At 61.2% G+C, this 24,542-nt stretch carries 22 protein-coding genes; 12 read left to right on the top strand and 10 right to left on the bottom strand.

The features are described 5' to 3' along the window. Positions 1–68 precede the first annotated feature (68 nt). From AC4CS3_RS05445 to AC4CS3_RS05435, 3 genes are all read left to right on the top strand, one after another. Entirely contained in the window at positions 69–1,970 is a 1,902-nt protein-coding gene (locus AC4CS3_RS05445) for a Mu transposase C-terminal domain-containing protein (RefSeq protein WP_490782538.1), read from the top strand. Then, the gene (locus tag AC4CS3_RS05440) at positions 1,967–3,088 is read left to right on the top strand and encodes an AAA family ATPase (RefSeq protein WP_490782537.1); all 1,122 of its coding nucleotides are present in this window, start codon (positions 1,967–1,969) and stop codon (positions 3,086–3,088) included. Before AC4CS3_RS05445 ends, AC4CS3_RS05440 begins: the two co-directional genes overlap by 4 nt. A gap of 678 nt (positions 3,089–3,766) precedes the next feature. After that, positions 3,767–4,885, top strand: a complete 1,119-nt coding sequence (locus AC4CS3_RS05435) for a hypothetical protein (protein ID WP_490782536.1) — start codon at positions 3,767–3,769, stop codon at positions 4,883–4,885. Here AC4CS3_RS05435 and AC4CS3_RS05430 read toward each other — a convergent pair. Next, entirely contained in the window at positions 4,882–5,046 is a 165-nt protein-coding gene (locus tag AC4CS3_RS05430) for a hypothetical protein (RefSeq protein ID WP_490782535.1), read from the bottom strand. The genes AC4CS3_RS05435 and AC4CS3_RS05430 overlap by 4 nt on opposite strands. Positions 5,047–5,389: 343 nt before the next feature. Between AC4CS3_RS05430 and AC4CS3_RS05425 the strand changes: the two genes are divergently transcribed. From AC4CS3_RS05425 to AC4CS3_RS05415, 3 genes are all read left to right on the top strand, one after another. Continuing rightward, the gene (locus tag AC4CS3_RS05425) at positions 5,390–6,841 is read left to right on the top strand and encodes a DUF2130 domain-containing protein (RefSeq protein ID WP_490782534.1); all 1,452 of its coding nucleotides are present in this window, start codon (positions 5,390–5,392) and stop codon (positions 6,839–6,841) included. Positions 6,842–7,039: 198 nt separating this feature from the next. Beyond that, positions 7,040–9,349 carry an AAA family ATPase gene (locus AC4CS3_RS05420; protein ID WP_490782533.1) on the top strand — a complete coding sequence of 770 codons (2,310 nt, stop codon included), beginning with the start codon at positions 7,040–7,042 and terminating at the stop codon, positions 9,347–9,349. Further along, entirely contained in the window at positions 9,339–11,225 is a 1,887-nt protein-coding gene (locus tag AC4CS3_RS05415; protein WP_490782532.1) for a UvrD-helicase domain-containing protein, read from the top strand. The genes AC4CS3_RS05420 and AC4CS3_RS05415 overlap by 11 nt, the downstream gene beginning before the upstream one ends. 954 nt (positions 11,226–12,179) lie before the next feature. Here AC4CS3_RS05415 and AC4CS3_RS05410 read toward each other — a convergent pair. From AC4CS3_RS05410 to AC4CS3_RS05390, 5 genes are all read right to left on the bottom strand, one after another. Then, positions 12,180–12,332 (bottom strand): hypothetical protein, encoded by a 153-nt coding sequence (locus AC4CS3_RS05410; protein WP_490782531.1) that lies wholly within the window; start codon positions 12,330–12,332, stop codon positions 12,180–12,182. Between the two features lie 176 nt (positions 12,333–12,508). Beyond that, on the bottom strand, positions 12,509–12,841 hold the full coding sequence (locus AC4CS3_RS05405; RefSeq protein WP_490782530.1) for a hypothetical protein: 333 nt from the start codon (positions 12,839–12,841) through the stop codon (positions 12,509–12,511). A 51-nt stretch (positions 12,842–12,892) separates the two neighbouring features. Beyond that, on the bottom strand, positions 12,893–13,861 hold the full coding sequence (locus tag AC4CS3_RS05400; protein ID WP_490782529.1) for an acyl-CoA thioesterase: 969 nt from the start codon (positions 13,859–13,861) through the stop codon (positions 12,893–12,895). Between the two features lie 198 nt (positions 13,862–14,059). Then, entirely contained in the window at positions 14,060–14,494 is a 435-nt protein-coding gene (locus AC4CS3_RS05395; protein ID WP_490782528.1) for a DoxX family protein, read from the bottom strand. A 153-nt stretch (positions 14,495–14,647) separates the two neighbouring features. After that, positions 14,648–15,217: an antibiotic biosynthesis monooxygenase gene (locus AC4CS3_RS05390; RefSeq protein ID WP_490782527.1), complete on the bottom strand. Its 570-nt coding sequence runs from the start codon at positions 15,215–15,217 to the stop codon at positions 14,648–14,650. Between the two features lie 40 nt (positions 15,218–15,257). On the opposite strand from AC4CS3_RS05390, the gene AC4CS3_RS05385 reads away from it, so the two are divergent. The 3 genes from AC4CS3_RS05385 to AC4CS3_RS05375 all read left to right on the top strand — a co-directional run bounded on the left by AC4CS3_RS05385 (position 15,258) and on the right by AC4CS3_RS05375 (position 17,583). After that, entirely contained in the window at positions 15,258–16,601 is a 1,344-nt protein-coding gene (locus AC4CS3_RS05385) for an MATE family efflux transporter (protein ID WP_490782526.1), read from the top strand. 9 nt (positions 16,602–16,610) lie between these two features. Further along, positions 16,611–17,165 carry a hypothetical protein gene (locus AC4CS3_RS05380; RefSeq protein ID WP_437771917.1) on the top strand — a complete coding sequence of 185 codons (555 nt, stop codon included), beginning with the start codon at positions 16,611–16,613 and terminating at the stop codon, positions 17,163–17,165. Between the two features lie 67 nt (positions 17,166–17,232). Then, the gene (locus tag AC4CS3_RS05375) at positions 17,233–17,583 is read left to right on the top strand and encodes a hypothetical protein (protein WP_441412345.1); all 351 of its coding nucleotides are present in this window, start codon (positions 17,233–17,235) and stop codon (positions 17,581–17,583) included. Positions 17,584–17,712: 129 nt separating this feature from the next. Here AC4CS3_RS05375 and AC4CS3_RS05370 read toward each other — a convergent pair whose 3' ends face one another. Next, positions 17,713–18,261, bottom strand: coding sequence for a CGNR zinc finger domain-containing protein (locus AC4CS3_RS05370; RefSeq protein ID WP_490782525.1), 549 nt, complete (start codon positions 18,259–18,261; stop codon positions 17,713–17,715). A gap of 70 nt (positions 18,262–18,331) precedes the next feature. Between AC4CS3_RS05370 and AC4CS3_RS05365 the strand changes: the two genes are divergently transcribed. Next, on the top strand, positions 18,332–19,363 hold the full coding sequence (locus tag AC4CS3_RS05365) for an EamA family transporter (protein WP_490782524.1): 1,032 nt from the start codon (positions 18,332–18,334) through the stop codon (positions 19,361–19,363). A 39-nt stretch (positions 19,364–19,402) separates the two neighbouring features. Continuing rightward, entirely contained in the window at positions 19,403–19,675 is a 273-nt protein-coding gene (locus AC4CS3_RS05360; protein WP_345448205.1) for a DUF2277 domain-containing protein, read from the top strand. A 137-nt stretch (positions 19,676–19,812) separates the two neighbouring features. On the opposite strand, the gene AC4CS3_RS05355 is transcribed toward AC4CS3_RS05360, so the two are convergent. From AC4CS3_RS05355 to AC4CS3_RS05345, 3 genes are all read right to left on the bottom strand, one after another. Then, complete coding sequence (locus AC4CS3_RS05355) at positions 19,813–22,311, bottom strand: heavy metal translocating P-type ATPase (RefSeq protein ID WP_490782753.1); 2,499 nt, start codon at positions 22,309–22,311, stop codon at positions 19,813–19,815. Positions 22,312–22,382: 71 nt separating this feature from the next. Next, complete coding sequence (locus tag AC4CS3_RS05350; RefSeq protein ID WP_059388821.1) at positions 22,383–22,622, bottom strand: heavy-metal-associated domain-containing protein; 240 nt, start codon at positions 22,620–22,622, stop codon at positions 22,383–22,385. A gap of 49 nt (positions 22,623–22,671) precedes the next feature. After that, positions 22,672–23,022, bottom strand: coding sequence for a metal-sensitive transcriptional regulator (locus tag AC4CS3_RS05345; RefSeq protein ID WP_437771911.1), 351 nt, complete (start codon positions 23,020–23,022; stop codon positions 22,672–22,674). Between the two features lie 215 nt (positions 23,023–23,237). Here AC4CS3_RS05345 and AC4CS3_RS05340 point away from each other — a divergent pair, with 215 nt between their 5' ends. After that, the gene (locus AC4CS3_RS05340; RefSeq protein WP_490782523.1) at positions 23,238–24,530 is read left to right on the top strand and encodes an extracellular solute-binding protein; all 1,293 of its coding nucleotides are present in this window, start codon (positions 23,238–23,240) and stop codon (positions 24,528–24,530) included. The last annotated feature ends 12 nt before the right edge of the window (positions 24,531–24,542 follow it).

The following is a 24,542-nucleotide window of genomic DNA, read 5'->3' as shown; positions in this document are numbered from 1 at the left end:
TCCCGAAAGATTCCGCGAGCATCACTGTCTTTGAGCTTCTCGGGAACAGCAAATACACCTTCCTCCCCTTGACAGGGGAGCAAGAGAAGCCCGAGCCGGGGCTCGAGACGTTCGAAGGTCTATCCACCGTTCTGAAAAAGGAGCAACTCGACAAACTGACACAACGACTTGCCGACGTCAACGAAGTGTTGACGGGGCACAAGTCTGGAAACGAACACCAGCCTGTACCAGGGGAACCGCGCCCCGAGTACGACCCGAAGGTCACCCGGCTGATGGGCCGGTATGGGGCGAAGGCGGCCGAGCGGGGCGTGAGCGTTTCAACCGTGCGCAATCACGTCCGTCGCTATCAGGACAACCGGGTGCTTGGTCTGGTCGACAAGCGATCCAAACCGTCGAGTTCAATGTTCCACGCCTGTGACCCCAGATGGCTGAAAGTCGCGGAGGAAATCTTGGACAGCCGCACACTGGAAGCCACCGTTTCCCGCACCACCGTGCTCAGGATGATCCGGGCCAGGTTCAGGGCTCTCTACGATGGTTCGGTGCCCGAGCCGGGCAGGACATCCGCTTTCCGCGCCCTGAAAGAGCTCGACGGCGACCGAGGCACCTTCGACAATGCCAAAACAGTGCGGAACAAAGCCGCAGTGCCCACGGAATCCTTCGGTCACTTCCACGCAACACGACCGGGACAATACGTACTTCTGGACACCCACACCTTCGACATGCAAACCCTTGACCCCATCACTCTGTCCCCGTGCCGGCTGGAGGTCACAGCGGCAATGGACCTTTACAGCCGGTGCATCCTGGCCCTTCGGATTGCGACGGAGTCCACGAAGAGCATCGACGTCGCCTCTGTTCTGTTTGAAATCATCCAGCCCAGACCAGCTCCGGCAGAGTGGCCCGAAGGAGCGACATGGCCCTACCACGGTGTGCCCGAAGCCGTGCTTCAAATAGAACATGAAACCCCGGACCTCCGCTTCAGCGGCCCAGGAATGATGCCGGACGCAATAGTGGTCGATCACGGGAAAATCTTCATCGCGGCACACATCATGCGGGCGTGCGCAGACCTCGGATTTTCCGTTCTACCGGCCCGGAAGTACACCCCAACGGACAAATCTCCACTGGAACGCTGGTTTGAAACCCTCGAGTTTTTTCTTCAGCTGCTTCCCGGATACACGGGAAGGAACCCGATAACTGCCCCCGCCATCAGGAAGGCGTACTTCCTACCGACCGACCTGGACCGCATCATCCGGGCCCTCACGGCGCTGGTCTATCACCCGGCTCCTATTTCATCGGAGGCCGACGACGAAACGCCGGGACTCCATCTCTCCCCTTACGACCGTTACACACAGGGGATCGCAGCCGCCGGGTACATTCTTTTGCCCAGAGATCCCACGTTTGTTTTTCACCTTCTGCCGGAGAAGCGACGGGCCATCACCCACGAAGGTGTGTCCATTGATGGCCTCATTTACCGTGCTCCCATCCTTGGGAAATACCGGGGGCATCAAACTTCAGACCACAACGTCGGCCGAAAATGGTCATTCCGCGTCAATCCCGACGACCTCCGCAAGATCTACTTCCAGGACCCGGAAGACAATACCTGGTACACCATTCCCTGGGAGCGCTCATCCCCGGCCACTCGGCCTTTCAACGCGGAGGCGCTGGCCGTGGCCAAAGCACATGCGAACGAAAAATACACCGACGTAGAGGACGAGCTTCTACGCCTTGCCCAGGAATTTGGTGCGGGCCTGGAGCTAAGTCCCAAGGAACGCAAAGCAGCCTGGAGAGCCCTGGCAGAGGACGCCAAGCTCCGAGCAGCGCTCCAGAGAGCCATGTCATTCACAGACCCCCCAGATCCTGAAGAACCACAGGACGTGGACGACGGTCAGACACCTGCGAGGGGGCCGGGTGGAACTCCTAAACCGGCAGTTGACGAAGCAGATTACTACTCCGAGGCGGTGGACTTGTTGTGAAGACTTACCCGACATTGCCTGAAAACAATCAATCGATAGCACGGAAAGAAGGCTGGTTCTCATATGTGGAGAGGGCGCCACTCATCCAGCCTCAGCGCCTCTCCATGGAGGACCTCGAACGGCTCTCGAAAGAGGACAAGGTCCTATACGCCCGTCAGAGACAGCACTACCACAGCAATTTTGTCATGCGCACGCCGCAGCTTCAACGCATTCATGATGCACTCGACAATATGCTGATGGCAGATCTTCAGGCCTTTGACAGGGTGCGATACGCGCCGGTCATCGATGCGCTGCCGGGCGTTGGAAAATCCACCGCCGTCAACGAATACGGAAAACTCGTTCACCAAGCGGTCATCCAAGAATCGGGACCATCCGTTGACGAGGAAACCGACCGGATCCCTGTCGTAAGGATCGGGTTGACAGGCAACACGACCCCGAAGTCTCTTTCCCTGCAGATCCTGGAGTTCTTCGGGCACCCGAAAAAGACCGGAAGCGCACTGCAGCTGACTAACTCTGCGCTGGATTGCGTCATGAAATGTGAAACCCAACTCATCATCATTGATGACATCCATTTCCTGGACCTCCACCGAAGGGACGGAATCGAAGTCAGCAACGCTCTGAAGGCAATCGCCAACGAATACCCCAACTCCTTCATCTTCGTAGGAGTGGGCGTGTCAGACGCTCATTTCTTCGGGGAAGCGATGCAGGGGAAGGACGCCCGCAAAGCCCAGCTCGGCCGCCGATGGACAAAACTCGACATGCTCCCGTTCACGATTGAGACCGAGGAAGCACGAGAGGAGTGGAGAAGAGTGCTTCTCACATTGGAAAAGACCCTCGTTCTGTGCGACGCGTACCCGGGCATGCTCGCCGATGATCTGAGCGACTACTTTTTCGCACGAACGTCCGGCTATATCGGATCCATGATGCAGCTTCTTATCTACGGCGCCGCAGCAGCAATGAAAAAGGGGGAGAGGCTGACCAGGGAACTCTTGGACAATATTAGGATCTCTGAGGCAGCCCAGGCCCAGTATCCGGAGTTGGCAGCACGCCTGAACAGAGGCATAACAACTAGTTTGCCCAAGAATCGAAAAATAATGGGCACAACGGAAGAAGAGTGAGTGCCGGAGTCACCCATGATGGCGGCCAAAAGCACGGCCGCAACCCCAGGTTCGGTTCGTCACCCATGGCCGCGGCGAATTGGTCTGTAAATCGAACGCTTACGGTGTCGTACAGATCATCCGCCGGTAGCACAGGCTTCGAATGTTGTTCCAGACGGCCGACAGATTCCGCTCGGCGAGATGGTGTTCCCAAGGAGCGGGGCAAGCCAGATCGAGGTTGTCACCCTCGATTACGCAGTGCTCAACCCGTGTGGGACCACTGACGGGCGACACCCAGCCGACATATCCCTTCGCCAAATACCGCCCGTCAGGGTAGTTCGTGGAGGTCTCAAGCCGTTCACTTCCGGTTGCACCCGTTTCGCGAACAGTCCGTCGCAGCGTTTTCACAATCAGCTCGAAAAGCCCTCAAAGAAGCATCGGCGCCGATACTGTTTGCTGGTGAGCACTTTCAATATCAAGCCGAGGCCCAGGGTACTGTTCGAGGACGTACCCAAAGACTTACTTGCCGGGCTCGTTCGCTTGGTCCCAAGCTTCCAGCTCACCTTTGCCGGCGATGACGTGCATGAGACTGAATACGACCTTTTGGTCACGTTTGCTAGCGATGCTACGACAAGGGGAAAGCACCTCCACGTCTTGTCTTTCGGGGCTAACCTCGCTGATAGCGCCCGCAGAGGTAGCATGCTGACCCACCTTCATCGGGACGTGGGGACTCTGGCAAGCGAAGTGTCGATTTGCTCTGGCACCCCTACAGCCGTCGCAGACCTTCTGAAGTCAACTGTGATTCCACATATCCCTGATGGCCAGAAGGCTACCTGGCATCTGCTCTACCCTGACCCTTACGGGGTCAGCTGGCAGGACTCCATCACCGGCGATCTTGAAGGTCATTGCATTCCTCTGCTTCACCTCGGGCCGGAGCAATTCGTCTACGCCTTCAGCAACCGGCGGGACGGAAATAGTGGGGGCCTGCACTTGTCGTTGCCCGGAATCACGCAGAACCCTGCTGAGTGGTTAAGGCTCTTCCTCGATCTGGTGGCTGCCGTTGACCCTAATAGCGTGCCTTCGGAGATCGAGTGGAAATCCAGCGAACGATGGTCTCCTCCAGAAGTCAGTGATTTCGTCAAGGATCTGCATACGCTGAGGCAAGAGCATGAGCAGGCAATGCGCGTATTCCAAGTCCAGGAACAGGCTTTGAAAGACCAACTGGAGGACGCTGCAAAAAGGGCAGACTCAGGACCTGGCCGACTGCTGACTGCGGACGGCGATGAGCTCAGCGATGCCGTCCTGAAAGCAATGCAGGACCTGGGTTTCGGAGTCAGGGATATGGATGATCATCATGACGAGAGAACCGGGGCCAAGCTTGAAGATCTTCGGGTGGATGACCCGAAGGCCCCGGGCTGGCACTGCTTGGTCGAAGTAAAGGGCTACACCAAGGGCGCCAAAGTGAACGACGTTTCGCAGATCACCGGCCGCCCCGTGGCGGCCTATACGAAGGAGACAGGCGACTTCCCGTCAGCGGTATGGCACATCGTGAACGCGTGGCGTGGAACGCCCCCTTCGACACGACGGGTTTCCATTCCCAATGACGATGACCTGAAACCTCTCACCGATGCTGGCGGCGCCCTAATCGACACCCGGGACTTGTTCGAGGCGTGGCGTGACGTGCGCGCAGGACTGGCCGAGGCTGAGGATGTGAGAGTGTCACTGCGTTCGGCGGTCACCCGATGGACGTACGAGCTGCTCGGAACCTCAAGGCAGGCGGGTGTCGGTCCGAACCGGATGTCTCCCGCTCTGGACTAACTGCTCCCTGAGTGCGGGCCTACACTCGCGCCACGGAGAGTGTACCGCGGTCGCTGCATTCCCGTCGCCTTCGCGTTGGCGAGAGCGGTGGAGGCCATCCCGGCCGCGGGTGCTTTGCCGGCGAGCTTGTCTTTGACGCGAAGTGCTACGGCTTCCTTCACTGGACAAGTCAACTCACCCGCTTGTTTCTAACAGGCCTGTTCTGATGACATGTCCCCGGAGGGTGAGGTCATTTCCCCGAGGGCTTCGCCAGCCGCTCCGGGTCGCCATGGCGAAGCCCGTCAATGGTCTCCCGCTTCCCGCTGCATTGCCCGGCCAGATGAGACACTCCATTCGTTGAAGGGTTAAAGGCGTTGGAGTGTCTCAATCGCCAGTCTTGCAACCCATGGGATACGGCACAGCCGCGCTCCAGTACGGAGATTTCCCGACGCAACCTTGTCGAAGCTGATAGACATACGTCAGCATCATCCCGCGAATGTGAGCGAATCCTGAGAGGTTGTTCCTATGCACGAGATCATCTGCCCCGGATGCGGCAAAGCGTTCAAGATCGATGCGGCCGGATACGCTGACATTTTGAAGCAGGTACATGACCGCGAGTTCGAGCGGGCACTCCGAGAGCGGCTCGAACTGGTGGAGAAGGAGAAGCAAACCGCGGTCAAGCTCGCCGAGACAGAGCTCGCGGCGGTTCTTGAGAAAGACGCGGCAGTGAAGAACGCCGAGATCGAACGCCTCAAGGAAGAACTGAAATCCCGCGATATCGCGAAGCAGCTCGCCGTCAACGAAGCAGTGGGTGCGCTCGAAAAGGAACGAGACCGCCTCGTGCGCGATCTCGGCGCGACAGAGTCCGAACAGAAGGCGCTCCAGGCCCAACTTGGAGAGGCCCGCAAAGAGAAGCAAACTGCCGTCGAGCTCGCGGAGGCGAACCTCACCAACAAGCTCCAGGCAGAGACCGCGGAAAAAGCTGCCGAGATCGCGCGCCTTAAAGAGGAGCTCAAGTCTCGGGACATTGCTGAACAGCTCGCAGTCAACGAAGCAGTGGGCGTGCTCGAGAAAGAACGAGACCGGCTTGCTCGCGACATTTCGGCGAAGGAGACCGAGCAAAAGCTGCTCGAGTCAACGCTCAAAGATAAGCATGCAGTAGAGCTCAAGTCGAGGGACGAGATGATCTCCTACTACAAGGATCTCAAGGCGAAGCTCTCCACGAAGCTGGTCGGTGAGTCGCTGGAGCAGCACTGCGAGATCGAGTTCAACCGGATTCGCTCTGCCGGTTTCCCGATGGCGCATTTTGAGAAAGACAACGACGCACGGACCGGGAGCAAAGGCGACTACATCTTCCGCGAAGCGGACGAAGCCTCCACAGAATTCATTTCCGTGATGTTCGAGATGAAGAACGAGGGCGACGAAACAGCTACGAAGAAGAAAAACGAGGACTTCTTCAAAGAGCTCGACCGGGACCGGAACGAGAAAGGCTGCGAATACGCCGTTCTCGTTTCGCTTCTCGAGCCCGACAGCGAGCTGTACAACGGCGGCATCGTTGACGTTTCCCACCGATACCCAAAGATGTACGTCGTGCGCCCTCAGCTATTCATCCCGATCATCACCCTGCTCCGCAACGCGGCGCTGAGGTCACTGGAATACAAGACCGAGCTCGCCCGTGTCCGGGAACAGAATGTCGACATCACCAATTTCGAGAACGAGCTTGACACCTTCAAATCCGGGTTCGCAAGGAACTACGATCTCGCCTCTCGAAAATTCAAAGATGCGATCGACGACATCGATAAATCGATCGATCGCCTCCATAAGGTCAAAGAATCGCTCCTGGGCTCCGAGAACCACCTCCGGTTGGCTAACAACAAGGCAGAAGACCTGACGATCAAGCGCCTCACTCGCGGGAACCCCACGATGGCTGCGAAGTTCGTAGACCTCCAGTCCCCGGGCGATAGTGAGCAGGGATAGCGACACGGCCTCAATTCGATATTGAGCTAGTCGGCCGGCCTCCAATTGGAAGGAACCTGACCCATCTCGTGCTCAGCTATCGGGCGTGGCGGATCAACATGCCCCAAACTTTAGGGACACGACCCCGTCGCGAGTCTTCGAAGAAGTGAATGGCGAGTTCCGCACCGTCGATTTTGGGTTTGCATGCCAAGATGAGGCGTGCGCATTGAATCTGTCGAGATCCGGAACTTCCGCAAGCTGTATTCAGTCCGTCTGGATCTTTCGGGAGAAACGACTCTCCTCGTGGGTGCCAATAACAGCGGGAAGACGTCCGCGCTGATTGCGCTTCGTTCCTTCCTCAAGGATGGAATTCGGGCGTTCGGAAAGAACGATCTTACTCTGTCTCGCTGGCGCGATATTAACGAAATTGGCGCTACGTGGGTGCTCGATGGCGGGTCGCCGAGTACCAAACCGGGCACCTGGGATGAATACTTCCCGAGCCTCGACGTCTGGCTCCGCGTCAGCGACGTAGAAGTTCATCGGGTCAGCGCCCTCATTCCGACCCTGGACTGGACTGGCGGCCTGGTAGGTGTTCGCTTCGCATTGGAACCCGCCAACCAAGACGAACTTGCTCGTTCCTTTCGGGAAGCTTCGCTAAAGAGCCGGGCGCTGAGAAACCAGTGGCGCGACAATAAAGCCACCAGCTCTGGCGAGGCAACCGAGGCTGATGGCGCAAGCACGGCAGCGTCATCAGAGGCGGAGAGTCTGTCGCTGTGGCCCGAAAACTTGATCGACTTCCTCTCCAGGGACTTCCAGAAACACCTGAAGATTCGGTACTACGTGCTTGACCCTGCAAAGCTCCGCGAGCCCAGCCACGACGCCGCAGTGGTCCAAGCTTTGCCGGATATGGCGGAGCCTTTGACATCGAATCCGCTGGAGCACATCGTACGAATCGACGAGATCAACGCGCAACGTGGACTCGGCGACGCTACCGAACAGTCGCGCGACGGCGCCAGTGGCCGAGTCTCCGATACGGCGCGTCTATCCCGCCAACTCGGCGACTATTACACGCACCACCTCGACCCCTCCGAAAGTCCCGGGCTCGAAGACCTTGATGCCCTCCTGACTATCGCCATCGCACAGAAGCAGTTCGACGCGCGTCTTGAGGAAGCATTCAAAGTTTCTTTCGACGAAATGGCGACGCTCAGCTACCCGGGGATTACTGACCCCAAAATTCGGGTCGCGTCCAAACTCAGTGCTTCCGAAAGCCTGAACCACGAGTCCGCGGTGTCCTTCGCCCTCGACATCGCTGGAAGGCCTGCCACTCAGGATATGCACCTGCCCGAAGGGCAAAATGGACTCGGTTACCAGAATCTGATTTCCATGGTTTTCCGTCTGATGCGTTTTCGGGACCGGTGGATGCGAGTGGGAAAGGCGATCACGGCCAATCCAGATCAACGGATCGAACCAATCCACTTGGTGCTCGTAGAGGAGCCTGAGGCTCACCTGCACGTACAGGTCCAGCAGGTGTTCGCAAAGAAGGCGTTCGAGGTACTCCGACAACACTCCGATTTGGGCGACAACACTAACCTCACTACGCAGCTCGTTATCAGCACCCACTCCAGCCATATCGCCCACGAGTTGCCCTTCGAGAGCCTTCGCTACTTCCGACGACTTCAGGCCGGCACTCAGGTCGCTGTTCCAACATCGACGGTAATCAACGTGGGAAACGCGTTCGGGTCCACGGCTGTGACGCAGCAGTTCGTGACCCGCTATCTTCGCGTACAGCACGCGGATGTTTTCTTCGCTGATGCCCTGATTCTGATGGAAGGAGCTGCGGAGAGGATACTGATTCCCCACTTCATCAAAAACTGGCACCCGACGGTGCATCACGCATATGTCACCATGTTGGAAATCGGCGGAAGCCATGCACACCGCCTCCGCCCACTGATTGACACGTTGAAGATCCCTACCCTCATCGTTACTGACCTTGATCCGCAACTTGATAACCGCAGCACACCAACTGCTCGCCACGCCATGCAGAAGACCGGCAACCCGACCCTGAAGAAATGGTTGGACAACGGAGACGACATCGATGTACTTCTGGATGCTCCGACGGACAGCAAGGAGCTTCACGGGGACACGCAATTCGCGGTTCGGTTCGCGTATCAGATACCCGTGACGGCGATTCTGCCCGGCGGCACTTCGGGAGAGGCGCTCCCGGCGACGTTCGAAGACGCTCTTGCATTTGAGAACGTCGCCTTCTTCGAGGCACTCACCGGAGTCGGTTTGACGAAAAAATTCGCCGAGACCATGGCCACGGCGTCGGATGTCACTTCGGCTGCTGTAGATCTTCACAAACATTTAGGGTCAGGAAGCAAAGCGGAACTGGCCCTTGATGTGCTTGCCGATCCCAATTTTGACGCAATGCTCCCGCCCCGATATATACAAGAGGGTCTTGACTGGCTAGAGGCGAGACTGACTAGGCCAATAGCACTCACCCTTGAGGGTGCGGAACATGCCAAGTGACCCGTCAGTCGACGACCACGTCGATGTTGAGATCGCGGAGTGCCTGAACCTCAGGTCGCCCCGATCCTTCTTCCTCTATGCCGGCGCCGGTTCCGGGAAAACACGCTCTCTTGTCAACGCAGTTCGACAGAGTACGGAGGAATGGGGACAGGAGCTGGCGATTCGCGGACAGCAGGTTGCGGTCATCACGTACACAAACGCCGCCGCCGACGAAATCTCCAGCCGACTCGACTTTGATCCCCTCGTGAAGGTCTCGACTATCCATACCTTCTGTTGGGAGCTCATCCGCGAGTTCCAAGAGGATATCCGCAATTGGGTGAGGGCAGACCTGACCGCAAAGATCCTCGAGTTGGGATCGAAGTCAAGCAGAGCGGGATCTAAGAAGGAGACGGATCGCGTCCTAAGCCTGCAGCGAGCAGGGGACCGCTTGGCGAGAATCGATGAACTTCGCCGCTTCAGCTATAGTCCCGCTGGCGAAAACCGGGGCCCGGAGGCGCTCAACCATTCACAAGTAATCACGCTGACTGCGCAACTGCTGACAAGCAAGCCGATGCTCGGGCGGATCCTCACCACCCGGCACCCGATTCTTTTCATCGATGAAAGCCAGGACACCAACAAGCTGCTTCTCGAAGCGTTCATGCGAGTGGCGGCGGAACGAGAGGGCGAGTTCGTTCTAGGCCTCTTCGGCGACACGATGCAGCGTATCTACAACGATGGCAAAACGGACATCGCCGCGTCGATCCCTTCGACCTGGGCGACCCCCGCGAAGGTCATGAACCACCGCAGCCCCGAACGTATCGTGCGCCTGAGCAACCGCATTAGATCCGATGTCGATGGACGCCCTCAAGAATCCCGCGCCGACCGTGGCAATGGAGTCGTTCGGCTATTCATCGCGCGAACAGGCGCCGATACGTACGCAGTCGAAAGCAGCGTCGCTGAAGAGATGGCATCGACGACGCAAGACATGGACTGGGCATTTCCCTCTACCTCGGAAACTGAGCCGAATGAAGGCCCTGCCGTCAAACGGCTCATCCTTGAGCACAGCATGGCCGCTCAGCGCCTCGGATTCGCACACTTGTTCACGGCGTTATCGAAACTCCAGGCTGAGCGAACGAGTCGTCTGGATGGATCAATCGCTGGCCTTCAGGTGTTCTTGAAGCAGGTTGATCCCCTTGTGGACGCGCATAGAAGCCAAGACATGTTCCGCCTGGCTCGCATTGTTCGAGAGAACTCGCCCCTTCTCGCCAAAAATGCCTTGGAAGATGCCTCGAAGGAAGAGGGCGCGTTGAGACAGATTCTTGATCAAAGCCAGGCCGCTGTCGACCAACTCACTGGTCTTTGGGATGCGAATGTCACGCCGACGCTGGGTGAGGTCGCAGCTGTTTTGGACGAAACGGGCCTTTTTCCTTTGTCCGCGGCGGTGAAGACTGCCGTTATCACGGGCGGTCCCTCCGACAGCAATGACCCCGTCAACGACGAGATAGGCGCTTGGCAAGAATGCCTCTCCGCCCCGTTCAGCGAGCTTACACAGTACGGATCGTACGTCAATGGCCTTTCGCCATTTGCCACCCACCAAGGAGTTAAGGGACTGGAATTCCCGAGGGTTATGGTCGTTATCAGTGATGACGAAGCTGGTGGCTTCCTGTTCAGTTACGAGAAGCTCCTCGGTGTTAAGCCTCCCACTAAGGCTGACGTCGACAACGCGCTTGCCGGCAAGGACACATCCTTAGACCGCACTAGGCGACTTATGTATGTCACATGCAGTCGCGCGACGAAAAGCCTGGCCATCGTGGCATACACAGCTGAGCCGAATGCTGTTCAAACCTTTGCTGTCGATAACCATTGGTTCGCTGCAGAAGAGATTGTCTTGCTCTAGAAGAAGACGCTACCTTTCGGCCGCCACCAGCGCCGCGGGTCGGCAAGCCGCCGCAACGTCCGAGGTTCCGGACTCCGGATTCGGGGATCTCGTAGCGGCGGACCAGGGTTTCGACGGTGTGGCGGCGGTTGGCGACATTGGCGTGCCAGGCTGCGCGCAGCGTGGGCGGCTCTCCCGCAAGGGGGCCGAGAGCGACGAGTAGTTCCCAGGCCAGGTTCTCTTTGGCGTGGCGTTGGTTCATCCGTGCGGTGTGAGAGTAGGCGAGGATGTCTTCGCCGGTGAGTTGGCCGAGCCGTTTGCCGGTCCGGGCCAGGACCGTGGCGATCGCGTTCTCAGCGTTCCTGCGGGCAAGTTCGTGCGCGGCGCGGTACTGGGGAAGATCCCGCATCCGCGCCGTTTCCTCGGGTTCGGCAACGTCCAGGAACGTGATCGCCCCGGAGCTGCGGTTCCACTGCTTCGAGGAGAACATCCACTCGTAGGACGGGCGGACGAGCCGGGCCCGCACAAGGCTCGTCATGCCAAGGCTGACGTGCTGTGTAGGCCGGGACAGACGTCTGCTGAGTTCGGCTAGTCCATTCCTTGGCGCCTGGTCCAAGCCGGAGGCGAACCATCGTTCATCCCAAGTGTCGCCGGGGAAGCAAAGAAGCCAGTGCAGAATGTCACGGGTGGAGCTCCTGCACGCCTTCCGATACCCCTGGCTCTTCCCATAGGCACCGTTGTTGCGCTCGACCCATGCGAGGGCCTCATCTGCGTTGAGAAACTGAAGTCGGCGGAACTCCTCAGCCTGGTCCTGCGGGCCCGGAGTTCCGGCGTCGAAAGCCTGGCGGGGCCGCGTCCAGTTTCTTGCCGTGACGGCGCTGTCGGCCGCCAGCCGTAGCTCCTTTGCCCGCCTGTTGGTTTGGGTCGCTGCGACCTGCGCCGGGGATCTGGGATCAACGACGGTAGCGCTGTCGGTCATTCGGCCAGTCCCAGCAGTTCGCGCAGTGCCGCATCGTCGTATTCGGGCTCGATGCCCGGTGCTTGGGGCTTGGGCCTGGCGTAGTGTTCAAGCACCTTGTGCAATACGTCTTCCATGCGGGGCTGGGTATAGATCGTTGTGGTGGTCACGGACGGGGTAGGTTCTGACCGTCTCACTTGAAGTGTCAACGCCCGAGCGGACACATTGTCTCTTTGGGTGTTAATCTGGCACCGCACGTCCTGTTGTGTCAGGGCCGGATTGTCAATATTGGAGCGTACTCGATAGCGGTGGCGGGTTCTAGCCTCAGGCTGGTCAGTGGTGCTGGTCAGTGGTGCGTAGACCCAACGAAGTCCAGGGCCTCACGGGCGAGGGCCAGCCATGACTCCTGATCGTCGGCTGTGACCGTGAGCCACTCCTTCATGGCACGCCCCTTTCCGGCGTCGAACGGCGCCCCGGCTCCGGTCCCGATCAGGGCGCTGACACGATCTCGTGGCAGCTTCACAACAAGCCTGCCTCCCGAAACCATCGCGAAAATCGAGCCGTGAACCTTCAACGCCGAGGAGCCGAATCCATGCTGTCCCGGTTCGCCGGGCATGCTCACACCCGGGACAGCCCTGAATTCGTCGATCAGTGCGTTGAACCGTTCCTCAGCCAACATGAGGACATCTTCCCGCCCCGGACTTCGCGGCGCCAGACCCGGACGGAACGCCTAACCGCCGTTGAGCAGATGATCCGGCATCCGGTTCCCGGGCGCCCGTCCGCGGATTTCCAGCAGTTCGCGGGCGTGGGCATGAAGGCGCCGGTCCTCGTCGGTTTCCGGCACCCAGGGCGGGATTGGAACGGACGTGCCGGTTTCGTCCCTGGCAACCATGACCGTGAGGCAGTGGGTGGTCAGGTTCATCTCACGGCTCTTGGGGTTTCCGGAGCGCACATGCACGGCAATATGCATGCCTTTGTGGCCTGTGTAGACGAGCCGGGCTTCTACTTCCACCACGTCGCCGATCAAGAGCGGGCGGTAGAAGCGCACGCCTCCGGAGAACACCGCCACGGTGTCCTTGCCGCAGTACCGGGAAGCGCAGACGTACGCGGCCTCATCGATCCACTTCATGACGATGCCGCCGTGGACTTTCCCTCCCCAGTTCACGTCAGTGGGGGCCGCCATGAAGCGGAGAACAACGCGCTCGGCTGTGCCGGCGTGGGTATATTCCTGTGCGTTCATGGCTTCGACGATCTTTTCCCGCACGGCGATCCGCGCGAGGGCGTTGTCTCGCTGCTCGATTTCCTCCGGCGTCGACGGCTCGAATCGGGGGACTGGAACGGGGCGGCCGTCGGGACCGACCGCAACGAAGATCACCAGGCACTGGCTGCGCATCGTGGCCGGACCGCCCTTGGGATCGCCTGAGGACACGGTGGTCCGGATGTGCATGGAAGAGCGGCCCGTGTAGACGATGGTCGCTTCCACCTCGACCATGTCTCCGCTGTTCACGGGGTCGGCGAAATGGATGTTGCCGACGTATGCCGTGACGCAATAGGACTTCGACCAGCCAACAGCTGCCGCGTACGCCGCCTTGTCCACCCACTCAAGGACTGTGCCGGCGTCGACGGACCCGCTGTGTCCGACGTCGGTGGGGGAGGCCAGGAACCGCAGCGTGACGGAGTGTGAGGGGAGCTCGCTCATGACGTGAGTGTATCGACGGCGTGGATACCGGCGCGCTGTATGACGGACGGGCGACGCCCGGGCGGACCAGTGACACCCAAGCTGACCAGTGACACGCAAACGGGCCGCCGACGCCCGGACTCCGGAGTCGACAGCCCATTTTGGCATCAGCAGCGCACTTGGGTGTCGCCGGCGCGGCCGCGCTTTACGGGCCGATGCCTAGGCGAGGATGCCCAGCTTGGAACCCTTCCGGCCGAAGACGGCGGCATCGATGGAGATCCGTCCGGCGCCGGTCAGGGCCACGGCTGCCGCAGCGGCGGCGAGGGCCAAGACAAGTTCGTACCCACCCTTGTCGGCAAACAGGCCTGCTGGAGCGTGGACCAGGAGCAGGGCGCCGAGCATGTCCAGTGCAAGGAGGGCGCCGAAGACTCGGGTCAGCACGCCCGCGATGAGGGCGATGCCCCCGACAAGTTCGATGGTTGCCACGATCGGGGCCACGACGTCGGCGGCGGGTACGCCCATCTTGCCAAAAGCGGCCTGTGTGCCGGCGATAGTGAACTCGGTGAATTTCTGCCAGCCATGCGCGGCGAAGATGAAGCCGACGATGACGCGCAGGACGGTAAGGGCTGTGTTGGTCAGGGTGGACTGGTTCATGTTTTTGCACCGTTTTCGGGTAGCGGGTGGCTGTCGTGAAGCTCCCGAGGTCAAGGCTCTATTTGTTGAAGCTTCAACCCAAGCCTTTCGAACTTTGCTTGAAGTGTCAAACAAACGTTACGCGGGGGGCCGCCACGGCAGTCCCTGCCGAGGCTACTGGCCCTTCCGCTTTGCTTCCAACCAGGGCTTCAGGAGCCGCGTGGTGACCGGCAGGAAAATGTAGACCATGAGTGGCGTCAGGATACAGATGTTCAACAGAACCTGTAGGACCAGCGGCCAGCCCAGGACCAGGGGGTGCAGCAGAAAATTGGCCAGCAGGCTCAAAGGAAAGAACGGCAGGAAGATGCTGACGGCCTGCTTCCACCGCGGCGGCACTGCGGTCTCCGGGACAACGAGGTTCACGTCGCCGGGTTGGGAAAACCATCCCTCGATCCCGGAACGGCGCTCCACCCGTGTGACCTCCATGAGTTCGGTGGCGCTTTCGATCCACCATCGGCGCTCTTCGGATTCCTCCCAAGCCTGCAGGGTTTCAGCGTCCGCGAAGCGGTAAAGCATGTGCCATTCATCGGAATCGGCCGCCGTGCGCACCCACCCTGAACCGAGGTAGCCGGGCCATTCCCGGGCAAGTTCCTGGCCAGCGTGGGCCCATGCGTTGGCTTGGCGGGTGTAACCGGGAGTGATGGTGCGGGCGACGGAAACGGTGATGGGATGCTCGAGCGACACCTCACCAAGCTACATGCCGGTGCCCCGCTAGGCTGGGAAAGTGCCCCAAACAGTGACCCGTCCCACCACACCCTCCACTGCCCGCGAGATCCTGCGCCTGGCTGTCCCCGCCTTTGGGGCGCTCATTGCCGAACCCCTCTTCCTCTTGGCTGACTCCGCCATTGTGGGGCACCTTGGCGTCCCTCAATTGGCGGGGGTGGGGCTGGCCTCCACCCTGCTGTACACCGCCGTCGGACTTATGGTGTTTCTGGCATATTCGACAACTCCCGCTGTGGCGCGGGCCATCGGGCACGGAAAGCTCGCCAAGGCGCTGGCCGCAGGGCGCGACGGCGTCTGGCTGGCCTTGCTGCTGGGCACCGTCCTCGCGGTGGCCGGCTTCTTCGCGGCTGAGCGGTTGGTCGGGTTGCTTGGAGCCAGCGGCGAGGTGCGGGCATACGCCGTCGACTATCTGCGCTGGTCCATGCCAGGACTCGTCGCCATGCTTTTGATCTTCGCTGGCACCGGCGTCTTGCGCGGACTGCAGGACACCCGCACGCCGTTGGTGGTCGCAACGGCGGGGTTCGCTATCAACATCGCCCTGAACTGGTTCCTTGTCTATGGCCTGCATTTGTCCGTGGCGGGTTCAGCCATCGGCACCAGCATTGCTCAATGGGCCATGGCCGCGGTCTATTTGGTCATGGTGGGACGGAACGCCCGGCGCCACGGCGTTTCGCTGCGCCCGGACTGGCGTGGAATCCGCACGATGACCACCGTGGGTTCATGGCTCATGCTCCGCACCCTCAGCCTGCGCCTCGCTATCCTGGCAACGGTCCTGATAGTCACCTCCCAAGGCTCCGTGAACCTCGCCGCGCACCAGCTCGCGATGACCATCTTCTCCTTCCTCGCCTTCGCCCTGGACGCCTTGGCGATTGCCGCGCAGGCCCTCATCGGCAAGGAACTCGGAGCCTCCCATGCGGCGAGGGCGCGAGAGCTCACCCGCACCATGATCCGCTGGGGCGTGGGATTCGGCGTGGTGACCGGCGTGCTTCTGGCAGTCGCCGCTCCGTGGGCCGGCCTTCTCTTTACCTCCGACGCCGGCGTTCAGTCCGCGCTCACAGCGGCACTATGGGTACTCGCCGTCGGGCAGCCGCTCGCGGGTTACGTCTTCGTCCTTGACGGCGTGCTGATCGGCGCGGGCGACGCCCGCTACCTGGCGATTGCCGGCGTCGTGAACCTCGCGGTCTATCTACCGCTTTTGGTGGCAGTCCACGTGACCAGACTCGACGGCGCGGCGGGGCTCGTGTGGCTCTGGGTAGCGTTCGCGCTGGGCTACATGCTGGCCCGCGGAGTCACTCTGGGGCTGCGGGCCCGCTCTGACAAATGGATGGTCCTCGGTTCGCACTAAACTGGACTGGTGACTCTCCCCACCTCCTCAGCGACTTCATCCACGCCCACAGCAGCCGCGCTCTGGAAGCCCGTACTTCTCCGCGCCGGTGCCGCGCTGGTGTTTGGAGCCGTGACCGTCTTCTGGGGCTCGCCATCCGTTCACGTTCTGGCCTGGGCCACCGGGCTCTACATGCTCGCAACCGCGGGCGCCGCGTTCCTTGCTGCGAGTGTTCCGGCGGCCGCGGCGGTCGTCGTCGGCCTGGCGGGGGTGGGTGCCTTGATTACGCAGTCCGATACTGGGGTCGGCGTTTCCGCTCTCGTAGGATTGCTGGTGCTCGGGGCGTTTGAGCTGGTCCGGGGATTCCGGCAGCGCGGACGCCACGTGCTTGCCCGCGACTGGATCATTTCCGGCGTGGTGGGCATCGGCACCGCCGTTGCATTGCCGTTCTTCATCAGCCTTGGAGCGCACGCGCTCCTCGGTGTTGCCGGCGGCGGCGCCATCATCTCGGGAGTCTTGTGGGTGCTGTCCGGGCTGAGCCTGCGGCACGATGGGCGAACCCCCTCTGCTGAGGCCGTAAACTAGTAGTCGTACGTTCTACCCTGCGTAGAACTCTCAAGGCGCGGACGGCGCCAACACCCACATTGGAGGAATGACCTTGGCTGACCAGAAACCAGGAGAGCCGCGCAAGATGCGGACCTCGGTTAAGGGACCGCTGATGTTCTCCGCTTTTTGGGGTGTCTTGGTCTTTTTCGCCGTGCTGATCTTCGCCTCCGGCGGCAGCGCCCGCACTCCGCGCTTTGACCTCGCGTTCACCGGTGCCGGCATCGCCTTCATTGTGAGCCTCGTCCTCGCTGCGATGCTTTCCATGAGCCACAAGGAAAACGCCGAGCACCTCGGCAAGGGCTCGGGAGTCAACCTAAGTTCCAGGAAGCCGGGCCAGAGTCACGGTTCAGCGGCCCCCCATGCGGGCAGCGAAACGGAAACGCCCGACGCCGACTAGGCCGCCTTAGTCTCTTAGCCCGTCACGCCACGCAACTTTTCGCCGGCTGGTCAGCGCAGCAACCCCGGAAACTCGCGGCAGGCCGCCGTCGTGCGCCCTGAAAAGTTGCATGGCGTGACGCCCGCCCGCTTACTCCGTACTTGATGCCTTCCGGGCCCGGTAGGCGGCGACGTGCGTCCGGTTGGCGCAGTTGCCTGTATCGCAATAGAGCTTGGAGCGGTTGCGGCTCAGGTCCAGCACGACGGCGTCGCAATCGTCCGCCGCGCACACCCGCAGGCGATCCATTTCCTTGCTGCGGATGACGTCCACGAGTGCCATGGCGGCTTCCGTGCCCATGCGTTCCGCGAGGGGCGCTTCAGGGGTGGTGGCGTGCAAGTGCCAATCCCAATGATCGTGCTTGACCAATTGGGGGAGTGCGCGCGCGTCGGTGAGGAGCTGGTTGACGGCCTTTGCGGCCGCATCTTCATCGGCCGTCCAGAGGGAAGCCAATTGGCTTCGCAGTCGCTTCACGCTGACTAATTCGGCCTCGCTCCCTTCCCTGGTCCCGGTGAATTCTTCCGCGTCGAGGAAGGCGTGGAGCTCGGCGACACTTGTCAGGGATTCGATGCCGTTGGCGGCCGAATTGATCAAATTGACCACACTTCGAAGCGCCACTTCAGTGTCAGGTGCAAAAAGCACTTTGACTCCTTACATCTCTCGGTAGTAGTGTCAGCAGCGTAACCCATTTTACTCCTGACAGGAGGCTGCTGTGTCAGCTGCAACAAACCGGGCTGGTGCTGCGGGCTTCGTGGCGTCGGGCCTGGGGCTCGCGCTCTTTTCCTCAGCGGTCTTCGGCTTGTCCGGCTCGTTTGCCAAGTCCCTCCTGGAAACCGGGTGGACCCCCGGCGCCGCAGTTGCCATCCGATTGAGCGGTGCTGCACTCATCTTGGTGATCCCGGCCGTCGTCGCTCTCCGCGGCCGTTGGCACCAGCTCAGGGACAATTGGCTCACCATCCTGTTGTTCGGCGTGATTGGTGTTGCGGGGTGCCAGCTTTTCTACTTCAACGCGGTGTCCAGGCTGTCCGTGGGGGTCGCCCTCCTGCTCGAATACCTCGCGCCAACCATGATCGTCCTGTGGCTGTGGGCCGCGAGCCGACGCCGACCCCGGGCCCTCACCGCCATTGGAACGCTGTTTTCCCTCGGTGGACTCGTCCTGGTGCTTGATCTCACCGGTTCCGTGAAGGTGGACTTCGTCGGCGTGCTGTGGGGCATGGCCGCGGCCGTCTGCCTGGTCATCTACTTCTTCATCACAGCCAAGCAGAACGACACGCTGCCGCCCATCGTGCTGGCCTCCGGCGGTCTCATGGCGGGTTCAATCCTTATCTGGATTGCCGGCGGAACCGGTCTGGTGTCCATGACTTTCGCCACCGCGGATACGAAACTCGGGCCGTGGACCACGCCGTGGTGGGTCTCGATCGCCGGCCTCGTCATCCTGTCCACCGTGCTGTCCTACGTCACGGGGATCATGGCAGCACGAAGCCTTGGGTCCAAGGTGGCATCCTTTGTATCGCTCACGGAAGTGTTGTTCGCCGTGGTGTGGGCCTGGCTGTTGCTGGCCGAATTGCCCGGAGCCATCCAGCTCGTGGGCGGGGCACTCATCGTGTGCGGAGTGGTCCTGGTGCGAGTCGACGAGCTGCGGGCGGACAAGCGTGACGCCGTGGAGCCCGGCGAAGACCACGCCTCGCTGGAGCTTGACCATCCGAACGACGTCGAGCCGGTTCCTTCCGAGAGGGTCCTCTAAAACCGAGCCTTGATGGGGACCTGGGCCTAGCATGTTGATATGTGCCGGAACATCCACACCCTCCACAATTTTGAGCCACGAGCTACCTCCGCGGAGGTGGAAGCCGCAGCCCTGCAATACGTCCGCAAGATCAGTGGCACCACCAAGCCGTCCAAGGCCAACGAGGAAGCCTTCTCCGAGGCTGTCCATGAGATCGCGCATATCACCCAGCATCTGCTCGATTCCCTCGTGACCCATGCGCCAGCGCGCAACCGCGACGAGGAGGCGGCAAAAGCCAGGGCCCGCGCGGCCGTGCGTTTCGGAACGGCCTAGCCTCCTCAAACTGTCCCCACCGCCACCCTCGCCTCGCAAGCTCGGCTAGGGAACCCTGGCGGCGTGGGCCCAGGCAGTTGTTGCCGTTCTCACGCCGGATAACGACAACAACTGCGAGTCAGTTGGGTGGGCCGGGACTACTTTGCGAACGAGCGCAACCGCAGCGAATTTGCGACCACCAGGACCGAGCTCGCCGCCATGGCCGCGCCGGCGATCATCGGGTTGAGCAAACCAAGGGCTGCCACCGGGATACCGATGGCGTTGTAGAAGAATGCCCAGAACAGGTTTGTCTTGATGGTGGAGAGCGTCTTCCGGGACAGCTCGATGGCTTGCACCAGCTGCCCGAGGTCGCTGCCCATCACGGTCAGATCCGAGGCCTCGATGGCGACATCCGTGCCCGATCCCATGGCTATGCCAAGATCGGCTTGCGCCAGCGCTGCGGCGTCGTTGACTCCGTCCCCGGCCATGGCCACAGTGGACCCCTGGGACTGAAGCTTCCGCACCGCGTCCACTTTGCCTTCCGGCAGGACCCCCGCGAATACATCTTCCGGGGCGATCCCGACGGCGGTGGCCACCTGGGCGGCGACGGCGGCGTTGTCTCCTGTCAGCAGCAGAGGGCGAATCCCGAGTTCCTTGAGCTTCGAGATGGCTGCAGCCGAACCGGGTTTGACGGTGTCCCTTAGCGTGACTATTCCAGCGGGCTTCCCGTCCACGGCAACCCAGATGGCGGTAGCGCCGCCGGCTTCCTCAGCGGCCAGTGCCTCGCGCTGTACGTCGTCAGGGAAAATGCCGTTGTCTTCCAGCCAGCCGGTCCTGCCGGCCACGACCGTTCGCTCGGCTCTGTTTCCGGCTCCGTTCAGCGCAACCATCCCCCGGACTCCGCCGCCCGGGGCGGAACTGAAGTCCTTCACAGCGGGGAGCGGGCCGGCGTCGGGCATTGCGGACTTGGCGGCAGCGGCGATGGCGTGGGCGATGGGGTGCTCCGACGCTGCCTCGACGGCGCCGGCGAGAGACAGGACGTCGGCGGGGGAGTGGCCGTTCAAGGCCAGGGTGTGTCCAACGGCCAGCTTGCCGCTCGTGACGGTACCGGTCTTGTCCAGCAGGATGGCGTCCACAGTGCGCGTATCTTCCAGCACCTGTGGACCCTTGATGAGGATGCCGAGCTGCGCGCCCCGGCCGGTCCCGGTCAGGAGGCCAACGGGAGTCGCGAGCCCGAGCGCACACGGGCAGGCAATCACGAGCACCGCCACGGCAGCCGTGAACGAGGCATTGAGGTCCCCGCTCAGGGCGAGCCAGACTACGAAAGTAACCACGGCGATGACCAGTACGACCGGCACGAAGACGGCGCTGATACGATCGGCGAGCCGTGCGATCGGGGCTTTGCCCGTCTGCGCCTGGCTGACCAACCGCCCCATTTGCGCCAGCGTCGTCTCGGAACCGACGCGCGTCGCGCGGACCAGTAAACGGCCCGAAGTGTTGATGGTGGCGCCCGTGACCTGGCTCCCCGGTCCGACCTCCACGGGCACGGATTCACCGGTGACCAACGAGGAGTCCACGGCAGATGAACCGCTCGTCACCAGGCCGTCAGTGGCGATCTTCTCTCCCGGTCGGACCACGAAGATGTCCCCCACCACGAGTTGCTCGGCCGGGATCTTGTGCTCGACGCCGTCGCGCAGCACAGTTGCGTCCTTGGCTCCCAGATTCAGCAGGGCCTTGAGGGCATCGCCGGCCTTCGCTTTGGCATTGGCCTCGAGGAAGCGGCCCAGAAGCAGGAATGTGGTGACCACGGCCGCAACTTCGAAGTACAGCCCGCCGCCCATGCCTCCCGTGGACTCCATGCCGGGGTGTTCAGTCATCATGGGGTTGGCAAAGAGCTGCCACGCAGAGTAGAGGTATGCGGCCAGGACGCCGATGGATACGAGCGTGTCCATGGTCGAGGCGAAGTGGCGCGCGTTGATGGCGGCGGCCCGGTGGAAGGGCCAGGCAGCCCACGTCACCACGGGAAGAGCCAGCAGCCCCGCGACCCAACCCCACCGCGCGAACTGAAGGGCCGGAATCATCGAGATGGCGAAGACCGGGACTGTCAGTAAGGCAGCGGCGACCAGTCTCGGCTTTAGCTGCCGGGACGCGGGGCCGTGGTGCATGTGGTCGCCTTGCGCGTGCGCCCGGTGGTCGCCTTGCGCGCCGCCACCGGCGCCATGCTTAGCGCGGTCGCCTGCCGCGGCGCCACGGGCCACATGCTCTGCGTGCTCGGTCGTTCCGCCCCACCGGCCCCCTAACCTCGCAAGCTCGGCCAGGGAACCCTGCCGGCGTGGGCCCACCTTAGACGCACGCTGCCGCATATCTCCTTGCGCTCCCTCGTGCGCCGGGTCACCGTCGCTGTGGTTATGTTCAGGCGCGCCGAGCATGCTGGCTTCGTGCTCGTGCTCGTGGGCCTGGGATGTAGGGCTGGGCCTCGATTCGCGGATCCAGGCTTTGTAGCCCGTCGCGTTGACTGTGTCCACGATTTGTTGGTCCGTGACGTTGTCCGGGACTTTTACTTGGGCCGATTCGAGGGGGAGGTTGACTGAAGCCTCCACGCCGTCGAGCTTGCCCAGTTTCCGCTCCACGCGCGCCACGCATGATGCGCACGTCATACCCTCGATGTCGAGTTCGATGATGCGGGTGCCTGTTTGATGGAGAATGTCGTGATTGCTCACATTGGCCCCTAGGCCTCGTTGGCGACTACCAGGTAGCCGGCTTCGGCGACGGCTTCGCCGATTTCGGACGGGGACAGTTCCTGGGTGGAGGTGATGGTGACGGTGGAGATTCCGCCGGCATTCAGATCGATTTCGACATTCTCCACACCTGCCAAGGACTCGATTTCCTCGCTGACGGCTGAAACGCAGTGTCCGCAGGTCATGCCGGAAACGCTGACGTTCGTCTGGATGGTGGCGGTGTGGCCCATGGCGTGCTCCTTGGTGGTGAGTTGAATGGTGTGGTGAATGTTTGAGGCGTTACCGCAGCAGGCGCCCGATGGCATCGGCTGCCTCCTTGACCTTGATGTCGATTTGCTCTGCGCGCACGACGGGATCGGACTCGGAGGCGGCTCCGACGACGCAGTGCCCGATGTGTTCCTCCACGAGCCCGAGGCTCACGGCATGCAGGGCTTTAGTGACTGCAGAGACTTGAGTGAGGATGTCGATGCAGTATTTGTCCTCTTCCACCATGCGCGCGATACCGCGTACTTGGCCCTCGATCCGCTTGAGGCGCCGCAAGTACGCGTCCTTGTTGGAAGAGTAGCCGTGTTGGCCAATGTTCAAGTCAACCGGGTTCAAATCTGTGGGGTCCACGTCGATCGTGCTCATGCCGTAAAGATATACCCCCTAGGGGTATAAAATCAAGTACCCCCGGGGGGTATCGCCCATCTGGTGAGAGATCGTCTGTTTACAAATTCTGGTTTTGCAATGCAAACCTTTTGCCACTTGTGCTTCCGCTCACAGAAGTATGTTTGTAAAGTTTCCTTCCATACCCGAAGCGGGGGACCGCCGGGCACCGAACCCTTTTCTCCATGGAGGATCCATTGAAAATCGCACGCACTGCGGCTGCCTTTGCCCTCGCCGCCCTCGCGCTGACGGCCTGCGCCCCGCCCACGTCGAACAATGCCGCGTCATCTTCGGATGAGAAGTCAGGCACTATCCGCGTGTGGCTCTTCTCGGAAGTCAACCAGGACCCCAAATCTGCGGTAGTCAAGGCCGCGGTTTCCGATTTCGAATCCAGTCATAGCGGCGTCAAGGTCGACGTCCAGTACATTCCAGTCGACAGCCGGGCGGAACGGTTCAAGGCCGCGTTCAACGACCCCTCGAGTGCTCCCGACGTCGCCGAGTTCGGCAACACAGACCTTGCCAGCTACGTTGCATCCGGCGGATTGTCCGACATGACTGCAGACATCAAGGCCTGGGGCGAGTCCAGGGACCTGGACAGCAAGATCCTTGCCACCACGGACGTCGGAGGCAAGAACTACGGCGTGCCGTGGTACGTCGGCGTCCGGGCCCTCTACTACCGGACCGATCTGCTGCAGAAGCTCGGACTGGGGGCTCCCAAGACGCTCGCCGACGTCGAAACCGTGGCCCGCGCCGTCCGCGCAGCCAACCCGGACATGCTCGGCATTTCGATTGGTGGAGCCGCGCAGTTCTCGGCTATGCCCTACCTATGGGCCAACGGCGGCAACATTGCCACGAAGAAGGGTGACACCTTTGTCTCCGGTTTGGATTCCGCCGAATCCCGGGACGGTATCTCCGCTTATGCCCGGCTACTCAAGAACGACATCTGCCCGCCCCAGACCTGCGCCGAATTCGGCGGAAACGCCAGCGTCCAGCAATTCATCGCCGGAAAGTCGGCCATGACCATCGGTGGCGACTTCAACTACAAGGCCGTCGCGGCCAGCGCCGTCAAGGACAAGTTCGCGGTGGTTCCGGTTCCGGGCAATACGGCCGGTTCGATCGCCCCCGCATTTGCCGGCGGCAACAACCTGGGCGTCTTCAACAGCAGCAAGCACCACACCCTGGCAGCTGAGTTCGTCGAGCTGCTCGCGGGCAAGAAGTACCAGCAGAAAATGTTCGACGCAATGGGCAACTTGCCGACATTCAGCGACGTCCAGAAGTCTGTTGCGGCGTCCAATCCGCAGCTCGACCCCTTCATCAAGACCCTCGCCGCCGGCACCAACTTTGTCCCCGTGACGGAAACCTGGTCCACGATCGACGCCCAGGGCATCTTCACCGGCATGTACCAGAAGATCGTCACAGGCAAGGCTGACGTCAATACGGCTACTGCGGACGCGGCAGCAGCCATGAACAAGGTGTTCGGATCCAAATGACAGGGTTCGTGA

It is taken from the genome of Arthrobacter sp. SE2 (assembly GCF_058244265.1).
This window is presented reverse-complemented; position numbering and strand designations above follow the sequence as displayed.

Bases quoted from the DNA above. Each gene is read 5' to 3' on its own strand.
- AC4CS3_RS05435 (WP_490782536.1), top strand. From the start codon at position 3,767: ATGCTGACCCACCTTCATCGGGACGTGGGGACTCTGGCAAGCGAAGTG.
- AC4CS3_RS05425 (WP_490782534.1), top strand. From the start codon at position 5,390: ATGCACGAGATCATCTGCCCCGGATGCGGCAAAGCGTTCAAGATCGAT.
- AC4CS3_RS05415 (WP_490782532.1), top strand. From the start codon at position 9,339: ATGCCAAGTGACCCGTCAGTCGACGACCACGTCGATGTTGAGATCGCG.
- AC4CS3_RS05405 (WP_490782530.1), bottom strand. From the start codon at position 12,841: ATGTTGGCTGAGGAACGGTTCAACGCACTGATCGACGAATTCAGGGCT.
- AC4CS3_RS05400 (WP_490782529.1), bottom strand. From the start codon at position 13,861: ATGAGCGAGCTCCCCTCACACTCCGTCACGCTGCGGTTCCTGGCCTCC.
- AC4CS3_RS05395 (WP_490782528.1), bottom strand. From the start codon at position 14,494: ATGAACCAGTCCACCCTGACCAACACAGCCCTTACCGTCCTGCGCGTC.
- AC4CS3_RS05375 (WP_441412345.1), top strand. From the start codon at position 17,233: ATGACCTTGGCTGACCAGAAACCAGGAGAGCCGCGCAAGATGCGGACC.
- AC4CS3_RS05360 (WP_345448205.1), top strand. From the start codon at position 19,403: ATGTGCCGGAACATCCACACCCTCCACAATTTTGAGCCACGAGCTACC.
- AC4CS3_RS05355 (WP_490782753.1), bottom strand. From the start codon at position 22,311: ATGACGTGCGCATCATGCGTGGCGCGCGTGGAGCGGAAACTGGGCAAG.
- AC4CS3_RS05350 (WP_059388821.1), bottom strand. From the start codon at position 22,622: ATGGGCCACACCGCCACCATCCAGACGAACGTCAGCGTTTCCGGCATG.
- AC4CS3_RS05345 (WP_437771911.1), bottom strand. From the start codon at position 23,022: ATGAGCACGATCGACGTGGACCCCACAGATTTGAACCCGGTTGACTTG.